The sequence below is a fragment of the Streptomyces sp. So13.3 genome (assembly GCF_005860785.2).
Classification (GTDB): domain Bacteria; phylum Actinomycetota; class Actinomycetes; order Streptomycetales; family Streptomycetaceae; genus Actinacidiphila; species Actinacidiphila fildesensis.
In genome coordinates this window covers 282483-294643 of record NZ_CP048835.1, presented here as the reverse complement: position 1 = coordinate 294643, position 12161 = coordinate 282483, and the positions used below count along the sequence as shown (strand labels likewise).

Here is a 12161-nt window from a genome sequence, read left to right as displayed (position 1 = left end):
GCCCGCCCAGCGACCCCCCGTTGGATCAACGCGGGGCGGGCACTAGTAACCCCAGCGTCCCCGGCTGCCGTCCTGGCGGCAGTGGATCATGCGCCCGTTCCCCGCATGCGTGGAGCTGCCGATGTCGGCGTTGCGGCAGAACTGGCCCGCGTTGTAGCAATTCCCCGCGTTGGAAACGATCTCGCACTCGGCGGGCGCGGGCTCTGTTGTCTGCGGGGCCTTGGTTGTGGGCCTCGGTGTGGCCTTGACCGTGTGCCGGGTCGTCGGGGCGGTGGTCGGCGTCTTCTGGCTGGTGCTCACGACGGGGGTGAGCGAAGGGGATGGCGCGGCGGTGGTCGAGAGAGACGGTGTCGGCGACGGGGAGGCGGTTGTCGGGACCGCCGAAGCAGTGGCCGAGGACGGGGCAGTGGCGGGTGCGTCGTTGGGGACCGGACCGCAGGCCACGGCGATCCCCGCCACCACCACGGCAACCAGCGCCCGTCCGACAGCTCCCCTGCGCCGTCGGCTCTTGATACCGCCATCATTCATGTCGCTGTGGCTGTTGGTGTCGCTGTTTGGATCGGCGTTGCGCATCGGTACCCCCACCAGAAGCCGCCAGAGAAGGAACATCATATGAACGGCCGTCCGGCTCTGGCGGGTTTCGGTTGAATCGTGACCAACGCTCCATGTACGTCAGGAGGTAGGGGTGATGGCCAGCTTGTCGGAGCCCGAAAGGGGAGACGCTCCTGCGGCGCCTGCCCCTGCGTCTCGCCGTCCCGGAACAGGACCTCGAATACACAACGACAGCATCGTCCAGGAACTCAGGGCACTGCCGGTGACCCGCCTGGGCATCGCGGAACGCAACAGGATTCCCATCAGGTTCTGGACGTTCACCCGCTACGGCGCCCCGGCCACCGCGACCACCCTCGCGGTCAGCGCCGCCTACATGTGGGTGCGCTACTGCGCCCTGACCTGCCCTCACCAATCCGAGAGCGGAGCAGATGCGCGTGCCGCTGGACGTGTGACGTCGTTGGCCGAAATGCGCTCGCGGGGTTCTCGGGAGGAAAGCCCTTGCTTTCCGCCTTCGAGAAGTGAACTCAGTAGGGCGTCTTGACACCCCTGAAAGAACACTGGCTTCATGTGTTGCGGCACTTGGCGGACTGAACAATTCCGAGTGCCGAGCATTCCGGTTGCTGTTCTCGGCCGTCGCGTCGAGTGGCGGCGCGTCGCACCCCTCAGCCGTTCCTCGTGAGGGGAGCGCCGTTCGTAAGTGTGGGAGCGCTCCCGCAACTGGTGTGCGGACCGCCCACCGTCCGGGTGCGGCAGCAGACCGTACCCGGTGACCGAAAGGAACTCCGTGTCCAGATCATTCGCGGGGCCACGCCAAGCGGCCGGGGCGGTGGCGAGCCTCCTGGCCACCCTGCTGATGTGCGCACTGTCGCTGACCTTCGCGCCGTCCGCGTCCGCCAACACCACCATCTGCGACAAGACCGGCAGCATGGCGGTTTCGGGCGGCAAGTACATCGTCCAGAACAACGAGTGGGGTGACTCCATCCCCCAGTGCATCGACGTTTCGGACGACGGTTTCAAGGTCACCACGGGGTGGCACAACGTGGGCACCAGCGGCGCACCGGCGGCCTATCCATCGATCTACGCCGGCTGTCACTACGGCAATTGCTCCTCGGGCAACGGCCTGCCGCTGCAGGTGTCGTCCTTCGCCAACCCGCAGTCCAGCGTCGACTTCTCCACCGCCGACGGGCAGTGGGACGCCGCCTACGACCTGTGGTTCGACACCAATCCCTATCCGGCGGGCCAGAACAACGGCGCTGAAATCATGATCTGGGCCAACCACTCCGGTCCTCCGTCGCCGGCCGGCTCCAAGGTGGGGACCGTCTGGCTGGAAGGCGCCAACTGGGACGTGTGGACAGGCCGGTTCGGTGACAACGGCAGCATCGGCTGGAACGTCGTGTCCTACGTCCGTCAGCAGCCCACCAACGCAATCTCGGTGAGCATCAAGGACTTCACCACTGACTCGATCGCTCGCGGCTACATGTCGCCTGCGTGGTACATGACCAGTGTGCAGTTCGGCTTCGAGCCGTGGGTCGGCGGCCCCGGACTGGCCGTCAACTCCTTCTCCTACACCTCCAACGGCTCGGGTGGCGGTGGTGGAGGCGGTGGCGGCGGTACACCGGGCACGATCGTGGGACAGGGCAGCGGCCGCTGCCTGGACCTGAAGGACTGGAGTGCTGCTGACGGCACCGCCGTCCAGTTGTGGGACTGCGGCACGGGCTGGAACCAGAAGTGGACACCGGCCAACGGCGCCCTCACCAACCCGCAGTCGGGCAAGTGCCTCGACGTATCCGGAGGTTCCACGGCGAACGGCACCCGCGTCCAACTCTGGTCGTGCAACGGCACCGGCGCCCAGAAGTGGCAGACCAACGGCAACGGCACGATCACGAACCCGCAATCCGGCAAGTGTCTGGACGCCGGTGGTTCAGCCAACGGCGCGTTGCTGCAGATCTGGGACTGCAACGGCAGCGGCACCCAGGCCAATCAGGTGTGGACGTTGAAGTAGCGCCCCGGTCAGGCATCGAGAGCCGCGGTGCCTGACCGTCCCGATCGGCCGGCAGGGGTGGGGAATGTTCCGGCGGGCCGCCTCGTTCACCCTGGGCTCGTCCACGTCGCTATCCCTGGGAGCATCGTGCCCGAAACCATCCCCGTCACCTCCACCGTTCTCCCGGTACTGCCGCCCTTGAGCGTGCAGGCCGAGCGTCTGATCGAGCTGGGGGTGCATGAGATCGCTGGGCTGCCCGCCGCCGAGCTTCGTATGTTCGCGGAGGCAGCGGGGGCAGCCGAAGCCGCCGAGGGTGCTGCGGCCGGCGATGGCGCCCTACTCGCGGTTCATCCGCACCAAGCCCCTGCCTCCGCCCTGGCGCCGCTGCTCGGCCGCGACGGCAAGCCGGGTTTCGTCGTCACCGACATGCCCGACGTCGACTTCTTCACCCCGCTGGAGACGGTCGCGCTGCCCGACGCCCCCCTCTACCTCCTCACGGGCCTCGACCGCGGTGACCAGATGGCCAACTGGAGCCCGAACGAGGCGCTGCCCGCCCTCACCGCACAGGCCCGCACCCCGCTGGTGCTCACTGAGGGCATCCACTGGGTGATGCAGCAGCCCGCCGTCCTGGAGCGCAATCACTGCTTCATGACCATCGGCTCGCGGCTGCGTAAATCCAACGGCGCCCTGGACGCCCGTACCCCGGCTGTCTGGATCAGCAACGGCACCGGGCGGGACGGCCGCGAGCGCCGTAACGCCCCCAAGGTCGGCTGGTGTTGGGCGGGCAATCGGCACACCTGGCTGGGCTTCGCCTCCGCAACAGCCCGGGTCCAGGGCCCGTATCGGGTCCTGATCCATCACGATTCCGCGGGAGGTGCCCGACAGTGACGCGCGAAGCGGCGTGAGTGGGGGCGCCCGGTGCTCGCCGGGCGCCCTCGTCGGGGTCCCCCAGGTACTCAGCCCTCAGCCGCGTACCGGCATGATTCCGTGGAGCCGTCGGGGTTTGGGGGCGTCCAGCATGGTGACGCCGTTGTAGCGGCGGCCCTGGACGAAGAGCACGGGAGCGGCGACGAACGTGACGAAGATCGAGGCGACGCTGACGGGGAACAGGACCGGGAGCGACTGGCCCTCGGGCAGGGTGCGGCCGCCCTCGTGAATGGCGTAACCGAACGCCGCGAAGAAGACGATGACGCTCAGGGCGGCCAGGACCAGCAGGACAGCGCTGGTTCGGCGGGTACGGGCCTCCGTGCGGACCTCGGCCAGCAGAGAGGCGTCGCACACGGGGCAGGTCAGCTCGACGCTCTGCTTGCCCGACGCCGGCCGGCGCACCCGGTTCAGGCTGTCCTGCCAGGTGATCCTGCGGGTCCGGGTGAGAAAGCCGGTCGTCCGGTCGCTGAGGATGTGGCGCACCGCGACTTCCACGGTGCCTGGTATCGGTCTGTTCATGTCCCTGCAGCCCCCTCCGTCGCACGCCCCGATGTGGGTGCGCAGGGAACACAGTGTCGGGTTCGCGACGCGGGGATCAACAGCTCGCGAAAGGCTTTGCCTTGGCCATGCCTTCGGGGTTGGCGGGCTCTCAGTCTCTCTCCGGCGGCCGGCCCGTGTGGTCGACCCGCTCATCATGGTCATGGTCATGGTCCTGGTCGTGTTCCTGCTTCTGCTTCTGCGCCCAGGTGTTCGCCCACTGGTCGAGCGGGGCGAGGGCGCGGCCGAGGTCTGCTCCGGTGGGGGTGAGTTCGTAGCCGTCGGCCGAGGGGGTGATGATCCCGCTGGACGTGAGCTCGCGCAGTCGCTGGTACAGGACGCTGGAGGACAGGCCTTCGCACTGCGCGAGCAGGGCGCGGGCGCCGATCGGGCCCGCGCGCAATTCCCAGAGGATGCGCAGCGCCCAGCGGCGCCCGAACAGGTCCATCGCGGCCATGATCGGCCGGCCGGTCGACGAACCGCGGACCGGTCCGCCCGGGCGTGGTGTCGGCATGACGCTCCTTGTGTTTCGTTATTCGAAACACTAGCATCGTCCACCCCTGCTTCTGCATCCGGATCAGCACAACGGGAGGACCGATGGCACGGATCGAGCCGCTGGAGCCGCCGTACACCGATGAGGTCGGCGCACAGCTCGGGCGCATGATGCCTGCGGGTGCTCCGCCGATCGGGCTGTTCCGGATGTTCGCCAGGAATCTGCCGATGACCGGCGCCATGCATGGATGGGGCCGCTACGAGCTGAGCAGGCAGCTGACGTTGAGCTTGCGGGAGCGGGAGATCGTCATCGACCGGACGTGCGCGCGGTGCGGCTGCGAGTACGAGTGGGGCGTGCACGTGATGACGTACGCCGATCGGGTCGGCCTCACCCGTGAGCAGACGGCGTCCCTCGTCCACGGCGGAGCCACCGACGCGTGCTGGGCGTCCGAGCGGGAACGGCTGCTCATCCTCGCCGTCGACAGCCTGCACGAGCGCTCCGACATCGACGACGCGTTGTGGGCTCGGCTCGCATCGGCCTTCGACGACCTCCAGTTGATGGACCTGCTCCTGCTGTGCGGCTGGTACCACGCCATCAGCTTCGCCGCGCGGGCGGCGCGCCTGCCGCACGAACCCGGCGCGCCACGCTTCGCCGACGTCGTCCCCCGCACCCGATGAGCAGCCCTTCCCGTCCACCGGCGGCCTGCACGGGTCTGCCGGCCATGACCGTGCACGCGTGCCTGCGCGAGGGCGGTGGCGGAAGCCCGACCGCGGTTGTGGACGAGGCATCATCATCTCTGTCCGGCCACCTGTTGACCGATGACGAGCGCCGCGCGGTACCCGCCCTGGCCGGCACCTCCCACGCGGCTTTCCTCTCGCAGGACGGCGAACGGGCGGCCGGGAGCGGGGACGACCGGCCCGTGGTCACCGTGCGTTTCTTCACCGCTGAGGGGGAGTTGCCCGCGTGCGGTCACGGCACCGTGGCCGCCTTGGCCTTCCTCGCTCAGCGCGCGGGGGGCAGGGAGTACCAGGCAGCCCTGTGCGTGGCCGGGCGCGTCGTCGAGGGTCGCGCAGTGTGCGGGGCGTCGTCCATCGAGGCCGCCTTCGAGGCGGGGCCGGTCGGCCTGCGTGAGCCCACATCAGGTGAACTCGCGCTGCTCCTGCCCGCTCTGGGACTCCGCACGGCGGTCGCCTCCGGAGCGTGCATCGCCACGCTGGGACGTCCGCGGCTCCTCCTGCCTCTTCCCACCCGCTCCGCTCTCGCCGTCCTGAGCCCGGACCTCGACCGGCTCGCCGCCGCTTGTGATCGCCTGGGCCTGCTGGGCGCCTTCGTCCACGCCCCGATATCGCCCTCGGGGCGGGTCGCGGCCCGCATGTTCGCCCCATCGATCGGCGTACCGGAGGACATCGCCAACGTGAACAGCTCCGCCTGCCTGGCCGCCCACCTGCTCGGCCGTCAGGGCACCACCGGGATCACCGTCTACATGGGCGATGCGCTGGGCCGTCCCTCCACCGTCACCGCCGCCGCACGCCGCACTTCGTCGGGCCCGATGGTCGAGGTCAGGGGCACCGCAAGGATCGGGCATGTGCTCCGATTGCCGGAACGGTTGGTTCCTCCCGGCGGGCGAACAGTCCGGCCCTGAACCCCGAAGCCCGTCCCCGTGACGACCACCGCACCGTGGCCCGACGTAGGGTCGAAGCCGTCGCCTTCTCCGACGCAATACGATCAACTTCCCTGAACCGACGCCATGATGAGGGGGAAGCCGCGAATGCTGAACTACAACATCGATGTCTCCGACGTGGACTACGACCTCGTGCTGTCGGACCTGACTGCCGAAGGGGACCAGCTCGACGCCCTGGTGGCCGCCGAGGGCGACTGGACCCGGCCCACGCCGGCCGTGGGCCGGACGATCGCGCACCAGATCGCTCACCTCCGCGCGGCGGATGCGAACGTGCTGGTCGCCCTGCGTACGCCCGGCGCGTTCGACGCGGTGACACCGTCACCAAGGCCGTTTCACATCTCGGCCCGCACTGACGGAGGACCACAGCACCTGGGTGCGCTCAGCCCGCGCTGAGGGCTGTGACCACGGAAGGAATGCCTAGACCTCGGGAAGGGAAGGATCGGGCGTCCAGGGGGATGGTGCGGTGACGGACCAGCGTTCGTGGTCGCGCCAGGCTCCGTCGATGTAGAGATAGGCGGGCGACAGACCTTCGTAACGAAAGCCCAGGCGCTGGACCAAGGACAAAGACGCCTGGTTCGCCGGCTGGATGCTCGCCTCCAGCCGGTGGAGCCGCAGGTCGTTGAAGGCGTGCTGCAGGGCCAGGGTGAGCCCTTCGGTCATGTAACCCCGTCCCGCGGACGGGGCGAAAGCCGCATAGCCGAGGGACGCGCCCTGGTAGCGGCCCCGGATGATCGAGTTGATGTTGACCATGCCGGCAGCTGCACCGGTCTCCTGAACGCGGATCACCAAGCCCAGGTCTGTGCCGTCGCTGAAGCGGTGCATCCAGCCCTGGAACTCCTCTGCGGTCGCGGGCAGTTGCATCCACGGCGAATGGAGGTCGGTGCTGGCCCGCACGAGCGAGCAGAACTCATCCTCGTCGGAGAGGGTGAGCGGGCACAGTTCAACCCGTGACGGCATATTGGACATGGGCCAATGTTAGGACCTCACGCCTGCGAGCTCATCGACGATGTAGTCGAGGTCGTTCGGGCTCAGGACCGCCTAGGGTCGCTGCGCGGTCGGCTCTCACCGGCCGCGCAGACCGGCGCTGATCGCCCTGCCGGTCAGGCGGACGGCGTCGGCAAGGTGTTCCAGGTTCTGTGCGGGATCGGTCAGGACGCACAAGGAGGCCACCGGGACACCGCCCGCGCTGTGCAGAGGCACGGCCACACAGCACACCCCCGCGGTCACCTCCTCCTGGTCGAACGCGACACCGTGGTCCCGGATCTCCGCCGCCTCCCGGCGCCAGGCCGCAGGGAGCGGGTCGATCGGGAGGGCGGGGTGTGCTCCGGACACAAGGACCTTTCCCGCCGCGGTGAACCACAGCAGGGGCGTACCCCTTCGGGGCGGAGCCAGGGCATGGTCCCCGCCGGAGGCCCAGTGCATGACGAGGGTCTGTCCTTCCCACAGCACGCTGATCCCCACTGTCGTGCCGGCGACTGCCGCCAGGCGGCGGACGCCAGTTCCCGTGCGACGTTGCCCAAGGGGCGGCGGGGAAGCTGACCAGGAGCAGGGTCACGTCGTCGGCGTAGGCGGCGGTGTCCGGCAACAGCCCACGGACCACGAGGTCCGCAATCTCATCCAGGTTGGCGGTGACGGTGAAGGCGCGGTGCAGGGAGGCAGTCAGCAGGTTGAGCTGAAGCTCCATGTCGCTGCTCGGGGTCTCCACCAGTCCGCCGGTATACAGGGCCGAGGTCGCGTCGGGATGGTTGGGAAAGCACATCTGTTCGTGGGGTACCCCGCCAACGCCCAGGGGGACGCTGACCGGCACGGGCAGTTCTCCGCGCCGGCGGGGTAACAGGTGGGGATCTCGTTCGGGTAAGCGTCCCGTCGTGTGGCACCCCATGGCGCCTGCTCCGATTCGAACGCCTCAGCGAGTGGGGCAAATCTTGCTGAAACCGTAAGTAGTAAGAAATGTCGTAAGACATAAGGATCTTGAAATCGTCAGTAGCCTGCTCTCAGGTGGCTGACTGTCGGCCGCGCCATTCGGGGGGCGGTTGACGTATGCGTGTTTCTGGAGACATCCCTCCGCGAGACAGCTTCGTTCCGTGCCATGACGTGGACCGAGCGGTTGCCGCGGATGTGCGGACTCTGCGAGTTGCCGGCACCGCCTTGCAGCCACGGTGTATCGCGCTCGGAAATCTCGCGATCTCGCTGTACTCCCGTCACCGCTGTCAGGGCGACCGGCAGGATCTGGACACCGCGATAGAGCACTTACGTACGGTGCTCAGACTCCTGCCGCCCGGTCATCCCGAACAGGACACCGCCCAAGGAAACCTGGCGATGATGCTGGCGGCGCGCGGCACTCGCGGTGATCTGGAGGATGCCGTGGCCCTGTGGCGGCGCGGGCTTGCGCGGACGCGGCGCGGGAGCCACGAGTGGGCTCTGGCCTGTGGGCAGTTGGCCCAGGGATTGTACGAGATGTTCACCGCCGAGGGCGATGTGTCGGAGCTGGATGAGGCGGAACGACTCCTCGGCGGAGCGCTGGGACTTCTGCCGCGCACAGGTCGGGGTGACGTTCTGCGCGGCAACTACGCGATCGTGCTGTCGACCCGGCACCAGGTCGTACGGCCCGACCCCGGAGGTCTCGACCGGGCCATCGGGATTTTTGAGGATCTGATACGGCGCAAGGCTGACCCGTCCGCCCCGGAACTTCCGGGCTGGGCCGCCACCCATCTGGCACAGGCCCTCGTCAACCGCTATACCGACCGCAGTGATCCGGCGGATCTCGCCCGGGCGAGGGAACTGGGAAGTCCACCCGATGGATCCACCGTCCCCGGCTCCCGGCTTGCCGCCAGCGCGGCGATCGGAGCGGACATCCAGGCGACGGTCGCGATGTACGAATACCTGACGGATGCCCGGCAGGCGGATGTGGACCAGGCAATCCACGATCAGCAGCGAGCTGTCGACCAGAGCGGTGACGATCCTGTCCGGCGCGGGCCCACCGTGATCAATCTGGCGACGACCCTGGCCATGCGACATTACGCGCGCAGGGATGCCGCTCCCACGCACCCCTCCGCGGGCTCCGGAGACATCGCCACCGATCTGACCCGGGCGCTGGAACTGCTGCGGGGACTCCGCACGGCCGATACGCCGGTACCGTACCGGGGAGGGGCCATGGCGCTGCACGGCATGCTGCTCATGGACCGCTACATGACCGATCCGGGCCGGTACGCGGCCGACCCGGCCATGGCCGACCAACTCCTCAGCTCCGCACTCGAGTTGCCGATGGACTACCGCAGCAGGATCGGTGCGAGGCTACGGTTGGCTTACTCCCGACTGGCCATCGCCCATTCCACCGGCGACGCGAACGGCCTGGATGCCGCGGTGGCCCTGATGCGCGGAGCTGTCAGCGACATACCGCCCCAGTCGCCGCTGCACGCCGGCGCGCTGGGCTGCCTGGCCGACGTGCTGCAGACACGTGCGCAGACGACCGGAATGCCCGAGCACCAGCGAGAAGGCACCGAACTGTGCCGGGAGATCTGCCGCAACGACGCGGACTCCGATCGGGCCGCGGTGTATCTGGCCGCCAGGGGATGGGCGCAGTGGGCATGGAGGCGCGGGGCGATGGACGAAGTCGCCGAGGCGGGCCGCATCGCGTTACCGCTGCTGTACGACATCGCCGCGCTCCAACTGGGCCGGGAGGGCAAGGCCGTACCTCTGCGCCAGGCCGACCGGCTCTCCGCGCGCACGGCGTTCGCCCTTGTCGCGGTGGGCCAGAGCGCCGCGGCCGCGATCGCGCTCGAGACCGGCCGGGCGCTGATGCTCGGAGAGGTCATGCAGCGCGAACACCCCGATCTGCTCAGCCTGATGGACAGCGACTACCACAATCTCGTATCCCGTTTCCGCCGGGCGGCGGAACGGTTGACCTCGGTCGAACGCCGATTGCTGTTCGGCCCGCAGGACGCACCGGTGATCGACGGTGCGCGGGAGTCGTACCGGGCTCGGCTGGACGAGATGGACGACGTCGTCCAGGACATCCGCAGACTGCCGGGCTTCGGGACGTTCCTCCGCCCGCCCGCCCTGGCGGACCTGACGGGCACGGCCGCATCGTGCCGGAGCACGCTGGTCTACCTGGCGGCCACCGACAGGGGAGGCGTGGCGCTGGTCGTTCCCCGCACCGCGGCCGTTCCCCCCGCCGCACGTACGCGCACGGGTCCGGGTACGGAAGTGACGGCTGTCCCGCTTCCCCGGCTGACCACCGACTTCGAGCAGTCGTCGGTGGCGGCTCTCCGCCTCGCCCTCGAGCGGGACGTCGAGCACGGCGACCGGGACGCAGCAGAACGGTCCATGGACGAACTGACCGGCCGACTGTGGAAGTCGGTGATGGAGCCCGTGGTTCAGGCGGTCGGATCCGGTACGGACATGGTCCTGATACCCGACGGCCCCCTGGGGACGCTGCCGCTGCATGCCGCCGCATACCCCGACCCCAGCGCGCCGACGGGGCGGCGCTTCGTCATCGACGACCTGCCGGTGGCCATGGCCCCCAGCGCCCGCACCCTGAGCATCGCGGTGGCCCGCACTCCGGCGCCGGTCCACCGAGTCCTCGCCGTACGCGATCCACGCCCCAGCAGCGAAGTACTTCTGCCGGGCGCCGTCTCCGAGATCGAGCGGATCCGGGACGTCCTGCCGCCGAGCGTGCGGGTCCTTGAACTCCACGGCGCCGCGGCCACCCGGCAGGGCGTCCAGCAAGCCCTGGTCGACGTGCAGATCTGCCACTTCGCCTGCCACGCCCACGCGTACCCCGACCGGCCCCTGGACGGGGGACTGAGCCTGGCCGGCGACGCGTCCCTGACCGTGCGGGACATGTTCGCGATGCCGTCCATCTCCGCCCGGCTGGCGGTGCTGTCGGCCTGTGACAGCGGCCGGTTCGACGAGACCCTGCCGGAGGAGGTCGTCGGGCTCGCGACGGGCTTCTTCCAGGCCGGCTTTGCAGCGGTCCTCGCCGCGCTGTGGCCGCTGGAGGACGCACCGGCCGCCGCGCAGATGGCGCTGACCTACCGGCACTGGCTCAGCGACGGCATGTCACTTCCCGCGGCGGTCCGCAGTGCCATGGTGTGGATCCGGGACAGCACCAACGGGCAGAAGGCCGCGGCGTTCCCCGAACTCGACTTCGCCCCCGGGGACCCGGCCGCGACGGCTGACGCCGAGTGGCTCAGCACCAGGGACCACAGCAGCCCGCTGGTATGGGCCGCCTTCGTCTGCCTGGGGATCTGAGGGACCCATGGACTCGTTGGAGGCACTGCTCGCCACGCTGCTCGGCATCATGCCCGGGGCCTTGTACACCTGGGAACTGGAGAAGCAGGCGGGTGCGTGGGGCACGGGAGTCTCGGACCGTGTCCTGCGGTTCCTGGGCGTGTCAGTGCTGTTCCATCTGCTACTCGCTCCGCTGTCGTGGTGGCTGGTCCAGCAGGACCGGCATGGGTCGCTGCGCGCCGGCACCTTCCCGTGGGAGCTGTGGCCGGCCGTCGCCGTGTATGCCTTGCTGCCGGCTGTGCTCGGCCACGCGGTGGGTGTCGCGACCCGCCGCCGGCGCGCCTGGTCGCGTTGGCTGACCGGCCCGGCACCCGCCCCGCGCGCCTGGGACCAGGTGTTTTCCCAGGAGGGAAGTATCTGGCTGCGGATCCGGCTGAAGGATCCCGGCGGTGGGGACGGCGGATGGTTCGCCGGCGCGTTCGCCCCGGCCCGCCGTGGTCCGCATTCCTACGCGTCCGGGTTTCCGCACGACCAGGACCTCTACCTGGCCGAAACCGTGGAGGTCGACCCGGCGACGGGACGTATCCGCCTGGTGGACGGCCGGCCGAAGTTCCGAGATGTCGGCGTACTGATGCGGTGGGAGGAGATCGCCTACGCCGAGGTGATGTCCGGTGAGGGGGAGTTATGAACGATGAAGAGACAAGCGGGCCGCCCGTACCCGAGGAGGGGCCCGTACGGCGCCGCCGCGTGGTGCTCCG

11 protein-coding genes and 1 pseudogene are annotated in these 12161 nt (G+C 69.2%); 7 read left to right on the top strand and 5 right to left on the bottom strand.

Annotated elements, in window-relative coordinates:
• Positions 1 to 42 precede the first annotated feature (42 nt).
• Positions 43 to 300, bottom strand: coding sequence for a hypothetical protein (locus C8250_RS01395; protein WP_138351711.1), 258 nt, complete (start codon positions 298 to 300; stop codon positions 43 to 45).
• Between the two features lie 1036 nt (positions 301 to 1336).
• Here C8250_RS01395 and C8250_RS01390 point away from each other — a divergent pair.
• Both C8250_RS01390 and C8250_RS01385 read left to right on the top strand, forming a co-directional pair.
• Positions 1337 to 2554, top strand: coding sequence for an RICIN domain-containing protein (locus tag C8250_RS01390; RefSeq protein ID WP_244808936.1), 1218 nt, complete (start codon positions 1337 to 1339; stop codon positions 2552 to 2554).
• Between the two features lie 126 nt (positions 2555 to 2680).
• Complete coding sequence (locus C8250_RS01385) at positions 2681 to 3421, top strand: DUF5701 family protein (protein WP_138351710.1); 741 nt, start codon at positions 2681 to 2683, stop codon at positions 3419 to 3421.
• Positions 3422 to 3496: 75 nt separating this feature from the next.
• Here the strand turns inward: C8250_RS01385 and C8250_RS01380 are convergent, their stop codons facing one another.
• Positions 3497 to 3979 carry a hypothetical protein gene (locus tag C8250_RS01380; protein WP_138351709.1) on the bottom strand — a complete coding sequence of 161 codons (483 nt, stop codon included), beginning with the start codon at positions 3977 to 3979 and terminating at the stop codon, positions 3497 to 3499.
• A gap of 130 nt (positions 3980 to 4109) precedes the next feature.
• Positions 4110 to 4454: a helix-turn-helix domain-containing protein gene (locus C8250_RS01375; RefSeq protein WP_138351867.1), complete on the bottom strand. Its 345-nt coding sequence runs from the start codon at positions 4452 to 4454 to the stop codon at positions 4110 to 4112.
• A gap of 140 nt (positions 4455 to 4594) precedes the next feature.
• Between C8250_RS01375 and C8250_RS01370 the strand changes: the two genes are divergently transcribed.
• The 3 genes and pseudogenes from C8250_RS01370 to C8250_RS01360 form a co-directional block, all read left to right on the top strand.
• Positions 4595 to 5167 (top strand): carboxymuconolactone decarboxylase family protein, encoded by a 573-nt coding sequence (locus tag C8250_RS01370; protein WP_138351708.1) that lies wholly within the window; start codon positions 4595 to 4597, stop codon positions 5165 to 5167.
• 44 nt (positions 5168 to 5211) lie between these two features.
• Positions 5212 to 6132: a PhzF family phenazine biosynthesis isomerase gene (locus tag C8250_RS01365; protein ID WP_138351707.1), complete on the top strand. Its 921-nt coding sequence runs from the start codon at positions 5212 to 5214 to the stop codon at positions 6130 to 6132.
• Positions 6133 to 6258: 126 nt separating this feature from the next.
• A pseudogene (locus C8250_RS01360) lies at positions 6259 to 6480 on the top strand (maleylpyruvate isomerase N-terminal domain-containing protein); the annotation flags it as partial.
• A gap of 108 nt (positions 6481 to 6588) precedes the next feature.
• Here C8250_RS01360 and C8250_RS01355 read toward each other — a convergent pair.
• Positions 6589 to 7137: a GNAT family N-acetyltransferase gene (locus C8250_RS01355; protein WP_138351705.1), complete on the bottom strand. Its 549-nt coding sequence runs from the start codon at positions 7135 to 7137 to the stop codon at positions 6589 to 6591.
• 96 nt (positions 7138 to 7233) lie between these two features.
• The gene (locus tag C8250_RS01350) at positions 7234 to 7620 is read right to left on the bottom strand and encodes an IclR family transcriptional regulator C-terminal domain-containing protein (RefSeq protein ID WP_138351704.1); all 387 of its coding nucleotides are present in this window, start codon (positions 7618 to 7620) and stop codon (positions 7234 to 7236) included.
• An 810-nt stretch (positions 7621 to 8430) separates the two neighbouring features.
• Here C8250_RS01350 and C8250_RS01340 point away from each other — a divergent pair.
• Together C8250_RS01340 and C8250_RS01335 are read left to right on the top strand one after the other, a co-directional pair.
• Positions 8431 to 11424, top strand: a complete 2994-nt coding sequence (locus tag C8250_RS01340) for a CHAT domain-containing protein (protein ID WP_187144685.1) — start codon at positions 8431 to 8433, stop codon at positions 11422 to 11424.
• A 7-nt stretch (positions 11425 to 11431) separates the two neighbouring features.
• Positions 11432 to 12091, top strand: a complete 660-nt coding sequence (locus C8250_RS01335) for a DUF6338 family protein (protein ID WP_138351702.1) — start codon at positions 11432 to 11434, stop codon at positions 12089 to 12091.
• Positions 12092 to 12161 lie beyond the last annotated feature (70 nt).

Coding starts and splice junctions, on each gene's coding strand:
- C8250_RS01355 (WP_138351705.1), bottom strand. CDS start 7,137: ATGTCCAATATGCCGTCACGGGTTGAACTGTGCCCGCTCACCCTCTCC.
- C8250_RS01335 (WP_138351702.1), top strand. CDS start 11,432: ATGGACTCGTTGGAGGCACTGCTCGCCACGCTGCTCGGCATCATGCCC.
- C8250_RS01375 (WP_138351867.1), bottom strand. CDS start 4,454: ATGGCCGCGATGGACCTGTTCGGGCGCCGCTGGGCGCTGCGCATCCTC.
- C8250_RS01380 (WP_138351709.1), bottom strand. CDS start 3,979: ATGAACAGACCGATACCAGGCACCGTGGAAGTCGCGGTGCGCCACATC.
- C8250_RS01365 (WP_138351707.1), top strand. CDS start 5,212: ATGACCGTGCACGCGTGCCTGCGCGAGGGCGGTGGCGGAAGCCCGACC.
- C8250_RS01370 (WP_138351708.1), top strand. CDS start 4,595: ATGGCACGGATCGAGCCGCTGGAGCCGCCGTACACCGATGAGGTCGGC.